A 14,554-nucleotide genomic window follows, 5' to 3' on the forward strand; every position below is an offset into this window, starting at 1 on the left:
ACCGCGTCTGTGCGCCCCGCCTGCGTGCTCGGCGGTCGGTCAGGGCGGGCCGGGGCCGAGGAGCCAGACGGCGCCGTAGGCGGCCGAGGCCAGGGCGAGCACCGTCAGGGAGACGGCGACCCACCGGATGCGGAGGGTGGCCAGCCAGGCCGCCAGGGGCAGCAGCAGGGGGAAGCCCGGCAGCAGCAGGCGGGGCTTGGAGTTGAAGTACGCCTGCGCGCCCAGTGACAGGGCGGCGATCGCGACCGCGTACGCGAGGACGGGCAGTGGCCGGCGCTCACGGACGCAGGCCACCAGCGCCCAGACGACCAGGCCCACGAAGGCCAGCAGCCCGACGCCCGCGCCCGGGCTCGTCGTCAGCTGGTGGCCGATGAAGCGGGCGTAGGCCGCGCCGAAGTCGAAGCCGTTGCCCCACTGGCTCTGGACGTGCAGGTACGCGGGCAGGCCGCCGACCCAGCCCGCGTACCCGAGCAGGCCGGCAGGGGCGAGCAGCGCGCCGAGGACGGCGCGGACGCGGCGGTCCTCGCCGCGCCACAGCGCGACGGCCGCGCCGACCCAGACGGCGGCGATCACGGCGGCCGCGCTCGGGCGGGTGAGGCCCGCGAGCGCGGCGAGCAGCCCGGCGGTGATCCAGCCGCGGCGCAGCACCGCGTACAGGCACCAGGCGGCGAGGGCGGTGAACAGGGACTCGGTGTAGGCCATCGACTGCAGCACGCCGATCGGCAGCGCCGCCCACAGCACCACCAGCAGCGTCGCCGCCCTGCGCCCGGCCAGTCGCTCGCCGACGGCGAAGACGCCCAGCGCCGCGGCGAGCGAGGCGAGGGCGCTGACCAGCAGACCCGCGTCGGCGAAGGCGAGGCCGGTGACGTTGTGCAGGCCGCGCTCCAGCCACGGGAGCAACGGGAAGAAGGCCAGGTGGGAGTGGGCTCCGGCGCCGCGGGTGTGCGGGGTGGCCTGGTAGCCGGCCCAGTGGTAGCCGTGGGCGGCGATGTCGGTGTACCAGAGCGAGTCCCAGCGGCCCGACAGCAGTTGGTGCGCGCTGCGCCCTTCCGCGCCGGCCCAGACGGCCAGCACGACGACGCCGAGCACCCGCACGGCGGCGAAGAGGCCGAGGGCGGGCAGGGCACGGGTGAGCGCGGCCGCCGTCCGCGGACGCGGCGGGCGGAGGTCGGTGGGCTTCGTTCCGGGAGCCTGCAGCGCGGGGACGGCGGTCGACGCGTCAGACGATGTGGCCACGCGCCAGTCCCTTGGGCGGGTGCGTGCCGCTGACGGCGCTGAGGCCGGGCCCGTCGGACTCGGCCTCGACGTCCTGCTCCTGCGCCGAGAGCTGGCTGACCATGAGCCGGACGACGGCGGCCAGGTAGGGGTCGTCGACGAGGTAGACCTGCCGACGGCCCTCGCGGCGGGAGCGGACGAGACCGGCCAGGCGGAGCTTGGCCAGGTGCTGGCTGACGGCGGGCAGCGTGCCGCCGACCTGCTCGGCGAGGCCGGTGACGTCGCACTCGCCCCCGGCGAGGATCCAGACGATCTGCAGACGAGTGGGCGAGGCGAGCATGCCGAACGCGGCGGCGGCCTGGTCCATGACCTCGGGGCCGGGCATGTCGTCCGGCGCGGTCGCGGCGGCAGCGCCGATCACGGCTCCGATGGCCTCCCGGACCTCTGCGCCAGTCGTCATGCGCGTTCTCCTTCGCCCTCGCTCTCCCCGGATCCCTGCCCGCGCCTGACCAAGACTAGTGCCGGGGCCGCCAACCTTGGCCGGGGCGAACACAGCGTGGCGGGGGTGGCGTGGCCGCGGCCCGGGCGCGGGGGCCCGGCGCGGCGGTCGCTCTCGTGGGCCGTGACTCGCGTGCGCGACGCCTGTTTCCGGCGTCGTGGGGGCTGCGCAGGCGAGCCCGGAGGACGCGGAGGACGCGGTGGCGTCGGTACGGGCCCGGCCGGGGTGGCCGGCGGTCACGGGGCGGAGTCCGGCACGTTCTTGGCTTCGGCGTAGGCCTGGATCGGGGACATCGGGACTCCGTTGAGCTCGACCGTCTGCTCGTGGCTGACCTCGGCGCAGCCGTTCGTCTCGTCCGCGGTGCGGGCGCTCGCGCCGTTCAGGGCCTGCTGGGTGTCGGCCGGGGCCGGCTTGCCGGAGGCCCCGGGGAAGACGGTGCCGGAGGGCCAGTCCGCGCCGATGACCAGGGTCACTCCGGAGCCGGCCGAGGACGCGCTCAGCGCGCTGTCCGGCAGGCCGAGAGCGGTGGCGACGGTGTGGGCGGCGGCCTGGTCGCCGGGCGCGTACTGGAGCCTGGTCGTCGTGGTGGTCGTGGGCGAGGTGACCGCGGTGGTGCCGGAGCCGAAGCCCTGCGAGGTCAGGGCGTCGGCGAGCTGGGTGGCCCGACCGCGGGTGCCGCTGGCGTTGTCGACGTGGACGTCGATCTGCCCGGCGGCGACGGAGTCGGAGCCGCCCCCGTCCGCCAGCGCCGACACCGACACCGACGGCGAGGCGGAGGGCGAGGCCGAGGCGGACGCGGAAGCCGAGGCGGAGGCCGACGCGGAGGGCGAGGCCGACCCGCCGCCTGGGGAGGTCAGCGACTGGTCGTTGGCGATCGTGGCGAACAGCGCCTGCGCGTCGGGTCCGACGATCAGGCGGTTCGGATCGTTGGGGTCGGTCTCCGTCTGCATGGTCGTGAAGGTCATCCGGCTGGTCGGCACCTTCGCCACGTCGTTGGCCAGACCGAGCAGCGAGGTGACGTTGCCGAGCCCGCTGTCGACCGTCAGCGCCTTGGTGGCCGAGTCGGCGAGGCCGAACAGCCGGGCCGGGTCGGTCAGCGTCCCGGCGCTGCGCATCGACCGCATCATCGAGCTCAGGTACAGGTGCTGGGCGGCCAGCCGGCCGAGGTCGCCGCCGTCGCCGAAGGCGTGCCGGGAGCGGACGAACTCCAGCGCCGCGTTGCCCTTCAGGTTGTGGGTGCCCTTGGCGAGCTTGAGGTGCGAGTAGGTGTCGTAGACGTTGTCGTTCACGCACACGTTGACGCCACCCACGGCGTCGGACATGGAGACCACGCCGGAGAAGGTCACCATCATGAAGTGGCTGATGGGGATGCCCGTCAGCTGGTGGATGGTCTCCATCTGGCACTGCGGGCCATAGGCGAGCGCGCTGTTGACCATGCCGCGGTAGCCCTGGGTGCGGTTGGCGCTGTCGGTCGGGTCGGTGCAGGCGGGCACGTCGACGATGGTGTCGCGGGGGATGCTCATCACCGTGGCGTTGGACCGGTCGGCGGAGACGTGCACGAGCATCTCGACGTCGGCGTTGCCGAAGCCGCCACCGCCGACGTTGCAGTCGCCGCCGAGGTTGCAGTCCTGCTGGGTGTTCCGCGAGTCCGTGCCGATGACCAGGATGTCGATCGGGGTCCGGCCGAAGGCGTCGGGCTTCTCCTGGCCGAGGCTCTTCCGGGTGTCGCCGCCCAGGTGGACGGTGTGCAGGTTGCCGCTGAAGCGGTTGTACAGCCAGGTGCCGAGCCCTGCGACGACCAGGACCAGGACGGACAGCACCAGGGCGAGGATCTTCAGGACGCGACGCGTCTTCGAACGCGGCTTGCGTTCGATGAGCTCGCCGGAGCCGTCCGTCTCGTCCTGCATGTCCTGGATCCCCCGTCGTGGTGTCCGGCGGGCCCTTTGGTGATCGGCTCCGCCTTCCATGCATTGCGCAATGCTTGCGCAATTCTGCAAGCGTACGCCTGTTCCCTGTGTGGGGCCCGGGTGGCTCACCGTGACGGAAGGTGCACGGAGGGTCCCGACCCGGGGCGGTTTCCGCCCGTCAGATCCGATACGGCGGCGCTGTGTTCCGGCGGGGTCCGGGGCTCTGGCACATCGCGGCGGGGTAGCGTCGGCGGCATGCGAGCGATCACGATTGAGACGCCGGGCGGCCCCGAGGCGCTGGTGCTGCGTGAGGTCCCGGACCCGGTTCCCGGTCCGGGCGAGGTCCTGGTCGAGGTGGCGGCCTCGGCCGTGAACCGTGCCGACGTCCTGCAACGGCAGGGCTTCTACGACCCCCCGCCGGGCGCGTCCCCCTATCCGGGGCTGGAGTGCTCCGGCCGCATCGTCGCGATCGGTGACGGCGTCGTCGACTGGGCCGTCGGAGACGAGGTCTGCGCCCTGCTCTCCGGCGGCGGCTACGCGGAGAAGGTCGCCGTCCCCGCCGGCCAGCTGCTTCCGGTCCCCAAGGGCGTCGACCCGGTGACCGCGGCGGGCCTCCCCGAGGTCGTCTGCACAGTGTGGTCCAACGTCTTCCAGGTCTGCCACCTGCGTCCCGGCGAGCTGCTGCTCGTCCACGGCGGATCGAGCGGCATCGGCACGATGGCGATCCAGCTCGGCAAGGCGATCGGCGCGAAGGTCGCGGTGACGGCGGGCTCGGCGGTGAAGCTGGCCGCCTGCGCGGAACTGGGCGCGGACGTGCTCGTCAACTACCGCGAGCAGGACTTCGTCGAAGAGCTGTCCGGGCTGGGCGGCGCGGACGTGATCCTCGACGTCGTCGGCGCGAAGTACCTGGACCGCAACCTCGACGCGCTGGCGGTCAACGGGCGTCTCGTCGTCATCGGCATGCAGGGCGGGGTGAAGGCGGAGCTGAACATTGCCAAGCTGATGTCCAAGCGAGCCGCGATCGCCGCGACCTCGCTGCGGGCCCGTCCGGTGGAGGAGAAGGCGGCGGTGGTGGCCTCGGTGCGCGAGCACGTCTGGCCGCTGATCGAGTCCGGCGTCGTCAGGCCGGTCGTCGACGCCGTCCTCCCGCTGGCCGACGCGGCGGAGGCGCACCGGCTGATGGAGTCCAGCACCCATATCGGCAAGATCCTTCTGCGAGCCTGAGCGGCGGAGAGTCGGCCCCGCGGTCCGGCCCGAACGCCGGTGTTGCGGCAACGGGATGAAGCGCGGGGCCGACCGTTGCTGAATGGCGTAGCCACGCTTGCCTGGGCCGACGGCCGGTGTCCTAATTACCACATATGAGCGCTTTGTCGGCCCTGGGGACGGGCGCTACGAGGGCGGCCGGGACGGCCCTCGTGGCGGGGTTGCTGATGGTCGTGGGCGCGGGCACCCAGCAGGCCGTGGCGGCCGCGTGGTCCGAGGCGCCGGCGCTCGGCCCGGTCAAAGCCCTGGTGAAGGCGAAGCCCGGCAAAGCGCCGCGCGGCTTCACGATCCGGCTGCCGGACGGACGGATCCTGCGCTTCAGCTACGCCCCCGCGCCGGGTGCCGGCTCGCACCGTCCCCCGAACGGCGACCCCCCATCCGGCCGGCCCGGTACGGGCACGTCGCCCTGGGGGAGCCCCCCTGACCGGGGGACCCCGTCGGCGCCGTCGAGCACCGATCCGTCCGTGAGCGGGATGCCGGTGCCGGTGGTCGGCTCGCTGTTCCCCTCGCCCGGGCAATCGGGCTCATCCGGCGGCCACACCCCCGACGAGGGCCACAGCAGCGGTGCGGCGGTGGCCCCGCCGCACCCGTCCTTGACGCCCGCGCGCAGCGACCCGGCCCAGGACGGCGCGGCAGCGGGCTCGGGCGCGGACGCGGTCGTTCCCGACGCGGTGGCGCCGGAACGCCCGGCCTCCACGGTCCCGCCGCCGCTCGGCCCGCAGGCGCTGCTCCACCCCGGCGCCGCGACCCAGCAGATCGCCGTCCGCAACGCGGCCTCCGGGGGCCTGGGTCCCCGGGCTCGCCTGCTCGGCGTCGGGCTCGCCCTGATCGGCGTCGGGGCAGCGCTCTTCGGCTGGCGCATCCGGCGACTGTGAACGCCCCGACCGGCCGGGTGGCGCGGTCGACCCACCGCTGTTCAACCAAGAGGCGCACACTTGTTCTGGCGAATATCACGCCGTCCCGACATCCCCGTAAGACAGAATGACGTCCATGAACAGCCCCAGCCAGCGGCCCGAAGACGGCCCCCACGTTCTGATCGTCGGACCCGACGGCCTGCCCGTCGCCGGTGGCAAGTCGGCGGAGGAGGGCGGCGACGCCCGGGAGCTGCCGATAACGGAGATGGTCGAACAGCCCGCCAAGGTCATGCGCATCGGCAGCATGATCAAGCAGCTGCTGGAGGAGGTCCGGGTCGCGCCTCTCGACGAGGCCAGCAGGGTGCGGTTGAAGGAGATCCACGCCAGCTCCGTCAAGGAGCTGGAGCAGGGGCTCGCCCCCGAACTGGTCGAGGAGTTGGAGCGGCTCTCGCTCCCCTTCACCGAGGACGCCGTGCCGTCCGAGGCGGAACTGCGGATCGCCCAGGCCCAGCTGGTCGGCTGGCTCGAGGGCCTCTTCCACGGGATCCAGACCGCGCTGTTCGCCCAGCAGATGGCCGCGCGAGCCCAGTTGGAGCAGATGCGGCGGGCCCTCCCGCCCGGCATGGCCGGGCACGAGGAGGGCGAGGAGGGACATGGCGGAATCCGTTCGGGCCCCTACCTGTAGGTCCGTCCGGAGACCCGCCCACGGGTCCGCCCACAGGTCCGTCTGCGAAGCATGGGCAGGGCGAGAACCCGGCTGTTTCCAGCCCTGCTCATCGCGCTAACGTTGGCCCCTGACGGCGTACCAGGCGGGGCGCCCGGTTGGGGGAGCGAGAGCGCATGAGCGAGCAGGGCGGCGCGGCCGACACCGGACGGACGGTCGGCCACGGCCGTTACGTGCTGCGGGATTTGCTCGGTCAGGGCGGCATGGCCACGGTGCACCTCGGCGACGACACGGTGCTGGACCGGCCCGTCGCCGTGAAGACGATGCTCGGCGACATGAGCCGCGAACCCTCCTTCCGCGAGCGGTTCCGCCGCGAGGCGCAGGCCGTGGCGCGGCTCAACCACACCAACATCGTGGCCGTCTACGACAGCGGCGAGGACGACCAGGACGGCACGCCCGTCCCGTTCATCGTCATGGAGTACGTCGAAGGCTCCTCGCTCAGCTCCGTGCTCCGCAAGGACATCGCCGAGCAGGGCGCGATGCCCACCGACAAGGCGCTGGAGGTCTGCGCCGACGTGCTGGCGGCACTCGCCGCCTCGCACGAACAGGGCCTGGTCCACCGCGACATCAAGCCCGCCAACGTCATGCTGACCAAGCGCGGCGTCGTCAAGGTGATGGACTTCGGCATCGCCCGCGCCATGCAGTCCGGCGTCACCTCGATGACGCAGACCGGCATGGTCGTCGGCACGCCCCAGTACCTCTCCCCGGAGCAGGCGCTGGGCAAGTCCGTGGACGCCCGCTCCGACCTGTACTCCGTCGGCTGCATGCTCTTCGAGCTGCTCACGGGGCGGCTGCCGTTCGAGTCCGAGTCGCCGCTCGGCATGGCGTACCAGCACGTCCAGGAGACGCCACCGGCCCCGTCCAGCGTCAACGCGGCGGTGCCGCTCGCGGTGGACGCGCTGGTGGCGCGGGCGCTGCGCAAGGACCCTGCGCACCGCTTCCAGTCTGCGGACGAGATGCGCGAGGAGTGCCGCCGCGTCGCCCGGTCCGCGACGGGTGTGGGCAACCAGCCGCAGGTCTCCGGCGACGGGCAGCGGATCAGCAACGTCGGCGGATCCGGCCAGAACGCCGTCTTCCCGCAGGCCCAGGGTCCCCTCAACACGCCGTACCCGCAGGGCCCCAACACGCAGATGCCGCGGCCCGGCATGGGCCAGCCCATGCCCCAGCCGATGCCGCCGATGGGCCAGGCGCCGTCGATGGGGCAGACCCCGCCGCCGTACCCGCAGCGGCCGATGGGCCAGGGGCCCGCCATGGGGCAGACCCCGCCGCCGTATCCGCAGCACCCCGGCACGCCTCCGCCGTACGCGCAGCGACCTGGCACCCCGCCGCCGATGGCGCGGCCGACCCCGCCGCCCTACGCGCAGCGCCCCAACACGCCTCCGCCGTACGCCCAGCGCCCCACCCCGCCGCCGATGGCCCGGCCCACTCCGCCGCCGGCGGCGACGCCCCGGCCGATGGCCGCGGCCGCCCCGCCGCAGTTCGCGCCGCGACCGCCGGCGGCCACTCCGCCACCGCAGTTCCAGCCGAATCCCGGCGCGGCGCCCACTTCGGCCGCCAAGGGCTGCGGGCGTCTCGCGGTGGTCCTGATGATCCTCGGCGTGCTGCTGATCGGGCTGATCCTGGTGCTCGTGCTCGCCGTCAACCACGCGACCAGCAGCACTTCGACGGACGGTATGGGTACTTCGGCGCGAATCGTCGTCAGCCTGACGGGCAACGGCGGATAAGTAGCTCCGCATCCGTCGCCGGAAACCGGTAGCGTGCGGAGAAGGTGCATCATCCGCGCACGGCGCGGACGGTGGCGGTGCGGTGCGCGACAGCGTACCGGCGCGACGGCGCAGCATGCAGAGGCGCGGAACGCGCAGAACGATTGCGGAGAACGATGGCAGACACGCAGCACCCGCGGGACGAGGACGGCCGGGACGGCCGAGGGCCCCGGCCTGAGTCTGACGCTGCCGCGGACACCGCCGCCGAACAGGCGGGGGAGGCCTTCGTCACCACCAGCGGGCTGAGCGTCGTGGGCGAGGGCCGGTACCGGCTGACCAGCCGGCTCGGCCGCGGCGGCATGGCCGAGGTCTTCGCCGCGATGGACCAGCGGCTCGGCCGCACCGTCGCGATCAAGGTGCTCCGCCCGGAGCTCGCCGAGGACTCCATCGCGCGCACCCGCTTCACCCGCGAGGCACACTCGGTTGCATCGCTCAACCACCATGCCGTCGTGGCGGTCTACGACACCGGCGAGGAGGCGCGCGGCAACGAGACGGTTCCCTACATCGTGATGGAGCTGGTCGAGGGCCACACGGTCCGCGAGCTGCTGCAGAGCCAGGAGCCGCCGCCGGTCGACCAGGCGCTGATCATCACCGCCGGGGTGCTGGAGGCGCTCGCCTACAGCCACAAGCACGGAATCGTGCACCGCGACATCAAGCCCGCGAATGTGATCATCACCAGCAGTGGCGCGGTCAAGGTGATGGACTTCGGCATCGCCCGGGCGCTCACCGGCGTCACGTCGACGATGACGCAGACCGGCATGGTCATGGGCACCCCCCAGTACCTCTCCCCGGAGCAGGCTCTCGGCAAGGCCGTCGACCACCGCTCCGACCTGTACGCCACCGGCTGCATGCTCTACGAACTGCTGACGCTGCGCCCGCCGTTCACCGGGGACACGCCGCTCTCGGTCGTCTACCAGCACGTCCAGGACCCGCCGAAGCCGCCGTCGCAGGCGAACCCGCGGGTTCCCGCGTCGCTGGACGCGCTGGTGCTGCGCGCGCTGGCCAAGGAGCCGGACGACCGTTTCCAGTCGGCGGACGAGTTCCGCGCGCACGTCCAGCACGCGCTGCGCCAGATGCACGGCGCGGCGGCGGAGGCGACCCAGGTCCTCGGCGCGGTTCCGCCGGTCTCCCCCACCGCCCCCACGACGGTCCTCCCGCAGGGCCCCGGCGGCCCGGGCGGGCCCGGCGACCACGCCCCCACGACGGTCATGGCCGCGGCGACCCCGCCCCCAGCGCCGCCGGCCGGGCGTCCGCCGGTGTACGAGGACCACTACGACGACGAGGGCGAACACGGCAGCCGACGCGGCCTCTTCGCGGTCATCGCCGTCCTGGTCGTGATCGCCGCCATCGGCGTGGGCGTCGCCCTCGCCCTCAACGGCGGTGGCCACGGCGGGGGTGGCGGCACGCCGTCGCTGACGCCGACGGTGACGCCGCCCACGACCCAGACACAGCCGAGCACGCCGTCGGAGCAGCCGTCGCAGCAGCAGAGCCCGAGCTACTACAGCCCGACGCCCACGCCGACCCCGACCCCGACGCCGACGCCCACTCCGACCCCGACGCCGACCCCGACGCCGACGCCCACTCCGACGCCGACGCCCACCCCGACGCCCACGCCGACCCCGACGCCGACGGACTCCCCGACCAGCACCGCCGCCGCTGCCGGCGGCGGCGACGGCACCTCGACCACCAAGCCCGGAGCCTGAGCCCCTCCGGGGCGCGAGGCTCTGCCGATAGACGGCTCCACCGCGGGGCGCGACAGGCCACCCACGCAGGTAGAGCCCCGAACGCGCAGGGTCATCCGCACAGGGTGGTCCTCGCGCAGAGCCCCGTGCCCCCGGGTAGTGCAACGAGCTGCCCTGTCTGAAGCTGCTCGCGCCTGCGCGGCGGAGCCGCACATGAGCAGAGCCCCGCGCCCCCCGGCTGGTGCAACGGCCCGCAGGGTGCCTCAGTTCACGTAGGCGTCCAGGACCTGCTGGTACTCCTCGCACCACCAGACGATCTGCGCGGCAGCGGCAGGGAACAGTTCGTTTGCGCGGTCGTCATGCCGCGCGTAGCGCCAGCGGAGCATCCAGAAGTCGTTGAGGCGTTCCCACCAGACGCGGTGGACCCCGGCGGCCATCTGTTCCGGCGTGTGGCCGGAGGCCGCGCGGTAGGCCCGGGCGTAAGCCCGCACGCGGGCGAGGTCGAGAACGCCGGAGGCGGGCGCGGAGAAGAACTGGGTGGCCGCACGGACCGCCTCCTCCGTGACGGGCTTGACGCCCAGGCGGTCCCAGTCCAGGACCGCGACCGCCCGCTCACCGCGGTACAGCAGGTTCAGCGGGTGGAAGTCGCCGTGGACCCACCCGGCCGGGGGCGCGCTCCGGGGGCCGGGCCTGCGGCCGCCGTAGGCGTCCAGCAGGACGAGCCGCTCGCGCAGGCGTTGCTCGGCCAGGGCGTCGAAGGGCTCGCGGGGGGTGCGGGCGCGGGCCGCGCCGAGGAGGGTGGTGATGGTGGTGCGGGTCTGCTCGGGGTCGGCCGTCGGCCAGGGGCCGGGGTCGAGGACAGGCGGCTGGATGCGGCGCAGTTCGGCGTGTATGGAACCCAGCAGCGCGCCGAGTTCGGCCGCGGCCGGGAGCGAGAGGGCGCCTGGCGGAGCGCCGTCCACGAAGGGGAAGAGGGCGTAGCGGCGGCCGCGTTGCAGAACGAGCGTCCGGCCGTCCTCGGCCGTCGTCGGCGCGATCGTGGGGAGGCCGGAGGCCGCGAGTGCGGCGATGGTGCGGTGCTGCGCGCTGAGCGCACCGCTGGAGGCGTGGCCTCCGTCGTCGAGGTACTGCTTGAGGATCCAGCGGCGGCCGTCCGCTGCATCGACCTGCCAGACGCGGTTCAGCAGACCGTGCGCGGTGCGTTGCATCCGTAGGGGTCCGTCGATGCCGAAGCGTTCCAGCACCGCCTGAAGGCGGGCCGGAACGGCTGATAAACCACTTGTCAGCGTGAGTGTCTGGGCCTCCGTCACGCGGCAGATGCTACTGCCGGGGTGCGTGGGGCAGGCCTTGCTGATCTTCTGTGACCGTTAACCCTCCGTCGCGTGCATCTTCGCGACATACGCGGCCGCCTGGGTGCGTCGTTCCATGCCCAGTTTTGCCAGCAGGCTGGAGACGTAGTTCTTGACGGTCTTCTCGGCCAGGTGCAGTTCGGCGCCGATCTGCCGGTTGGTCATGCCCTCGCCGATCAGGTCGAGGATCCGGCGTTCCTGCTTCGTCAACTCGGCGAGGCGTTCGTCCTCCTTCTGGCCGCCGTCGCGCAGGCGCTCGAGGACGCGGGCGGTGGCGACCGGGTCGAGCAGGGACTTGCCGGCCGCGACGTCCCGCACGGCGGAGAGCAGGTCGGTGCCGCGGATCGCCTTCAGGACGTAGCCGGACGCGCCAGCCATGATCGCGTCGAAGAGCGCCTCGTCGTCGGGGAAGGAGGTGAGCATGAGGCACTTGACCTCGGGCAGCTGCGAGCGGATCTCCCGGCAGATCTCGACGCCGCTGCCGTCGGGCAGGCGGACGTCCAGGACGGCGACGTCGGGACGGGTGGCGGGGATGCGGACCAGGGCCTCGGCCGCCGTGCCGGCCTCGCCGACGACCTCGACGTCCGTCTCCAGTGAGAGCAGCTCGTGGACACCGCGCCGGACCACTTCGTGGTCGTCGAGGAGGAATACTCGGATTTGTCCCGATTCGCTCATGGTCACAGCCTTGCATACAGGCCGAAAGACTGCCGGTCCCAAGGGGTGATTTGCCCCGGTTTGGGGACGAGCGTGGTAGTTGGACGTCCTAGGACAGAAGAAATTGGGTCTTCCCCTGGGTAACGTTCTCGAAGAGGATCAGGGCACACCTATCCGCCGATCCGCAGTCGTCGCCCACCCGAAGCGAGGACGCACGGAGCAGGCGACCGGACCGGTTGCCGGCAACCCCGGAGGCCGGAGATACCGAGGAGTGAACGTGACCGTCGAGAGCACGGCGGGGACGGCGACCGCTGCCGTCCCGGAGCTGGTGCAGCTGCTCACCCCCGAAGGGGAGCGAGTGGAGCATCCGCGCTTCTCCCTGGAGACCACCCCGGAAGAGCTGCGCTCCATCTATCGTGACCTGGTCCTTGTACGCCGCTTCGACGGCGAGGCCACCGCTCTGCAGCGCCAGGGTGAGCTGGGCCTGTGGGCCTCCCTGCTGGGACAGGAGGCCGCCCAGGTGGGCTCCGGACGCGCACAGCGTCCGGGCGACTGGGCCTTCCCCACCTACCGCGAGCACGGCGTCGCCTGGTGCAAGGGCGTCGACCCGCTGAACCTGCTGGGCATGTTCCGCGGCGTGAACCACGGCGGCTGGGACCCGTACGAGAAGAACTTCCAGCTCTACACCATCGTCATCGGCTCGCAGACGCTGCACGCGACGGGCTACGCGATGGGCATCACCAAGGACGGCACCGACGACGCCGTGGTCGCCTACTTCGGCGACGGCGCGTCCAGCCAGGGCGACGTCAACGAGGCCTTCACCTTCGCCTCGGTCTACAACGCCCCCGTGGTCTTCTTCTGCCAGAACAACCAGTGGGCCATCTCCGAGCCCACCGAGCGGCAGACGCGAGTGCCCCTCTACCAGCGCGCGGCCGGCTTCGGCTTCCCCGGTGTCCGGGTCGACGGCAACGACGTGCTGGCCTGCCTCGCGGTCACCCGCTGGGCGCTCGAGCGCGCCCGCAACGGCGAGGGCCCGACCCTGATCGAGGCCTTCACCTACCGCATGGGCGCCCACACCACCTCCGACGACCCGACCCGCTACCGGATCGCGGACGAGTTGGAGGAGTGGAAGCTCAAGGACCCGATCGAGCGGGTCAAGGCCTACCTGGTCCACGAGGAGTGGGCCGACCAGGAGTTCTTCGACGCCGTGGACGCCGAGAGCGAGCAGCTCGCCCGCCGCGTCCGCGAGGGCGTCCGCAACATGCCCGACCCGGACCCGACCTCGATCTTCGAGAACGTGTACGCCGAGGGCCACGCGCTCGTGGACGAGGAGCGTGCTGAGTACGTGGCATACGCGGCGTCGTTCGACGGCTCCGAAGAGGTTGGGGAGGGCCGCTGAGATGGCTGCCGAGAACTACTCGATGGTGAAGGCCCTCAACGAGGCGCTGCGGCGCTCGTTGGAGGCCGACCCGAAGACCCTCGTCATGGGCGAGGACGTGGGCCGCCTCGGCGGTGTCTTCCGGGTCACCGACGGACTGCACAAGGACTTCGGCGACGCCCGGGTCATCGACACCCCGCTGGCCGAGTCCGGCATCATGGGCACCGCGATCGGCCTGGCGCTGCGCGGCTACCGCCCGGTGGTGGAGATCCAGTTCGACGGCTTCGTCTACCCGGCCTTCGACCAGATCGTCACCCAGCTGGCCAAGATGCACGCCCGTGCGCTCGGCCACGTGAAGCTGCCGGTCACGGTGCGCATCCCGTTCGGCGGCGGCATCGGCGCCGTCGAGCACCACAGTGAGTCGCACGAGGCCTACTTCGCCCACACGGCCGGCCTCAAGGTCGTCTCGCCGTCGAACCCGGTGGACGCGCACTGGATGCTGCGCCAGGCGATCGCCTCGGACGACCCGGTGATCTTCCTGGAGCCGAAGCGGCGCTACTGGGACAAGGGTGTCGTGGACCCGCTGGGTGCGGCCCCGGCCCCGCTGCACGCCGCGCGCGTCGCGCGTCCGGGCCGGGACCTGACCCTGATCGCCTACGGCCCGATGGTCAAGGTCTGCCTGGAGGCGGCCGAGGCCGCGGCCGAGGACGGCCACCAGATCGAGGTCGTCGACCTGCGCTCGCTGTCCCCGGTGGACTTCGACACCCTGGAGGCCTCCGTCAAGCGCACCGGCCGCGCCGTGGTCGTGCACGAGGCCCCGGTCTTCATGGGTATGGGCTCGGAGCTGGCCGCCCGGATCACCGAGCGGTGCTTCTACGCGCTGGAGGCCCCCGTACTGCGGGTGGGCGGCTACTTCGCCCCGTACCCGCCGTCCCGGGTGGAGGAGACGTACCTGCCGGACCTCGACCGGGTGCTCGACGCCGTCGACCGCGCCCTCGCCTTCTGACGGGGGTTGGAGAGCACGATGAGCACTGCGGTTTCGAACGTCCGACAGTTCAAGATGCCGGACGTCGGCGAGGGCCTCACCGAGGCCGAGATCCTCAAGTGGTTCGTACAGCCCGGTGACACCGTCACCGACGGTCAGATCGTCTGCGAGGTCGAGACGGCCAAGGCCGCCGTCGAGCTGCCGATCCCCTTCGACGGGGTGGTGCAGGAGCTGTTCTTCAGCGAGGGAACGACGGTCGACGTCGGCACGGCGATCATCAG

The 14,554-nt window shown here is 72.5% G+C and carries 13 protein-coding genes; 8 read left to right on the plus strand and 5 right to left on the minus strand.

Going from position 1 to position 14,554, the window contains the following annotated elements; translation table 11 throughout:
- Window positions 1-39: 39 nt before the first annotated feature.
- The 3 genes from TR49_RS07700 to TR49_RS07710 form a co-directional block, all read right to left on the minus strand.
- Complete coding sequence (locus tag TR49_RS07700; protein ID WP_084724665.1) at window positions 40-1,236, minus strand: glycosyltransferase family 39 protein; 1,197 nt, start codon at window positions 1,234-1,236, stop codon at window positions 40-42.
- The gene (locus TR49_RS41215) at window positions 1,220-1,600 is read right to left on the minus strand and encodes an ArsR/SmtB family transcription factor (RefSeq protein ID WP_152627132.1); all 381 of its coding nucleotides are present in this window, start codon (window positions 1,598-1,600) and stop codon (window positions 1,220-1,222) included. Before TR49_RS41215 ends, TR49_RS07700 begins: the two co-directional genes overlap by 17 nt.
- Window positions 1,601-1,950: 350 nt before the next feature.
- Window positions 1,951-3,621 (minus strand): LCP family protein, encoded by a 1,671-nt coding sequence (locus TR49_RS07710; RefSeq protein ID WP_084724667.1) that lies wholly within the window; start codon window positions 3,619-3,621, stop codon window positions 1,951-1,953.
- A 255-nt stretch (window positions 3,622-3,876) separates the two neighbouring features.
- Here TR49_RS07710 and TR49_RS07715 point away from each other — a divergent pair, with 255 nt between their 5' ends.
- The 5 genes from TR49_RS07715 to TR49_RS07735 all read left to right on the plus strand — a co-directional run bounded on the left by TR49_RS07715 (window position 3,877) and on the right by TR49_RS07735 (window position 9,928).
- On the plus strand, window positions 3,877-4,845 hold the full coding sequence (locus tag TR49_RS07715) for an NAD(P)H-quinone oxidoreductase (RefSeq protein ID WP_042378657.1): 969 nt from the start codon (window positions 3,877-3,879) through the stop codon (window positions 4,843-4,845).
- Between the two features lie 134 nt (window positions 4,846-4,979).
- Window positions 4,980-5,759, plus strand: coding sequence for a hypothetical protein (locus TR49_RS46330; protein ID WP_160311551.1), 780 nt, complete (start codon window positions 4,980-4,982; stop codon window positions 5,757-5,759).
- 115 nt (window positions 5,760-5,874) lie between these two features.
- The gene (locus TR49_RS07725; RefSeq protein ID WP_042378660.1) at window positions 5,875-6,423 is read left to right on the plus strand and encodes a bacterial proteasome activator family protein; all 549 of its coding nucleotides are present in this window, start codon (window positions 5,875-5,877) and stop codon (window positions 6,421-6,423) included.
- Between the two features lie 155 nt (window positions 6,424-6,578).
- Complete coding sequence (locus TR49_RS41220) at window positions 6,579-8,186, plus strand: protein kinase domain-containing protein (RefSeq protein WP_084724668.1); 1,608 nt, start codon at window positions 6,579-6,581, stop codon at window positions 8,184-8,186.
- Between the two features lie 155 nt (window positions 8,187-8,341).
- Window positions 8,342-9,928: a protein kinase domain-containing protein gene (locus TR49_RS07735; protein ID WP_084724669.1), complete on the plus strand. Its 1,587-nt coding sequence runs from the start codon at window positions 8,342-8,344 to the stop codon at window positions 9,926-9,928.
- A 242-nt stretch (window positions 9,929-10,170) separates the two neighbouring features.
- On the opposite strand, the gene TR49_RS07740 is transcribed toward TR49_RS07735, so the two are convergent.
- Both TR49_RS07740 and TR49_RS07745 read right to left on the minus strand, forming a co-directional pair.
- Complete coding sequence (locus TR49_RS07740) at window positions 10,171-11,217, minus strand: phosphotransferase enzyme family protein (protein ID WP_042378661.1); 1,047 nt, start codon at window positions 11,215-11,217, stop codon at window positions 10,171-10,173.
- 57 nt (window positions 11,218-11,274) lie between these two features.
- On the minus strand, window positions 11,275-11,931 hold the full coding sequence (locus TR49_RS07745; protein WP_042378663.1) for a response regulator: 657 nt from the start codon (window positions 11,929-11,931) through the stop codon (window positions 11,275-11,277).
- Window positions 11,932-12,181: 250 nt separating this feature from the next.
- Here TR49_RS07745 and pdhA point away from each other — a divergent pair, with 250 nt between their 5' ends.
- From pdhA to TR49_RS07760, 3 genes are all read left to right on the plus strand, one after another.
- Entirely contained in the window at window positions 12,182-13,309 is a 1,128-nt protein-coding gene (gene pdhA, locus TR49_RS07750) for a pyruvate dehydrogenase (acetyl-transferring) E1 component subunit alpha (protein WP_042378665.1), read from the plus strand.
- A 1-nt stretch (window position 13,310) separates the two neighbouring features.
- Complete coding sequence (locus TR49_RS07755; RefSeq protein ID WP_042378667.1) at window positions 13,311-14,294, plus strand: alpha-ketoacid dehydrogenase subunit beta; 984 nt, start codon at window positions 13,311-13,313, stop codon at window positions 14,292-14,294.
- 18 nt (window positions 14,295-14,312) lie between these two features.
- Window positions 14,313-14,554, plus strand: a 242-nt coding sequence (locus TR49_RS07760) for a biotin/lipoyl-containing protein (protein ID WP_042378670.1), incomplete at its 3' end; no start/stop codon positions are given.

The sequence above is a fragment of the Streptacidiphilus melanogenes genome (genome assembly GCF_000787835.1).
Taxonomy (GTDB): Bacteria; Actinomycetota; Actinomycetes; order Streptomycetales; family Streptomycetaceae; genus Streptacidiphilus; species Streptacidiphilus melanogenes.

What these genes read in the sequence shown, in the direction of transcription:
- TR49_RS41215 (WP_152627132.1), bottom strand. Translation starts at nt 1,600, where the DNA reads ATGCCCGGCCCCGAGGTCATGGACCAGGCCGCCGCCGCGTTCGGCATG.
- TR49_RS07710 (WP_084724667.1), bottom strand. Translation starts at nt 3,621, where the DNA reads ATGCAGGACGAGACGGACGGCTCCGGCGAGCTCATCGAACGCAAGCCG.
- TR49_RS07715 (WP_042378657.1), top strand. Translation starts at nt 3,877, where the DNA reads ATGCGAGCGATCACGATTGAGACGCCGGGCGGCCCCGAGGCGCTGGTG.
- TR49_RS46330 (WP_160311551.1), top strand. Translation starts at nt 4,980, where the DNA reads ATGAGCGCTTTGTCGGCCCTGGGGACGGGCGCTACGAGGGCGGCCGGG.
- TR49_RS07725 (WP_042378660.1), top strand. Translation starts at nt 5,875, where the DNA reads ATGAACAGCCCCAGCCAGCGGCCCGAAGACGGCCCCCACGTTCTGATC.
- TR49_RS41220 (WP_084724668.1), top strand. Translation starts at nt 6,579, where the DNA reads ATGAGCGAGCAGGGCGGCGCGGCCGACACCGGACGGACGGTCGGCCAC.
- TR49_RS07735 (WP_084724669.1), top strand. Translation starts at nt 8,342, where the DNA reads ATGGCAGACACGCAGCACCCGCGGGACGAGGACGGCCGGGACGGCCGA.
- TR49_RS07745 (WP_042378663.1), bottom strand. Translation starts at nt 11,931, where the DNA reads ATGAGCGAATCGGGACAAATCCGAGTATTCCTCCTCGACGACCACGAA.
- TR49_RS07755 (WP_042378667.1), top strand. Translation starts at nt 13,311, where the DNA reads ATGGCTGCCGAGAACTACTCGATGGTGAAGGCCCTCAACGAGGCGCTG.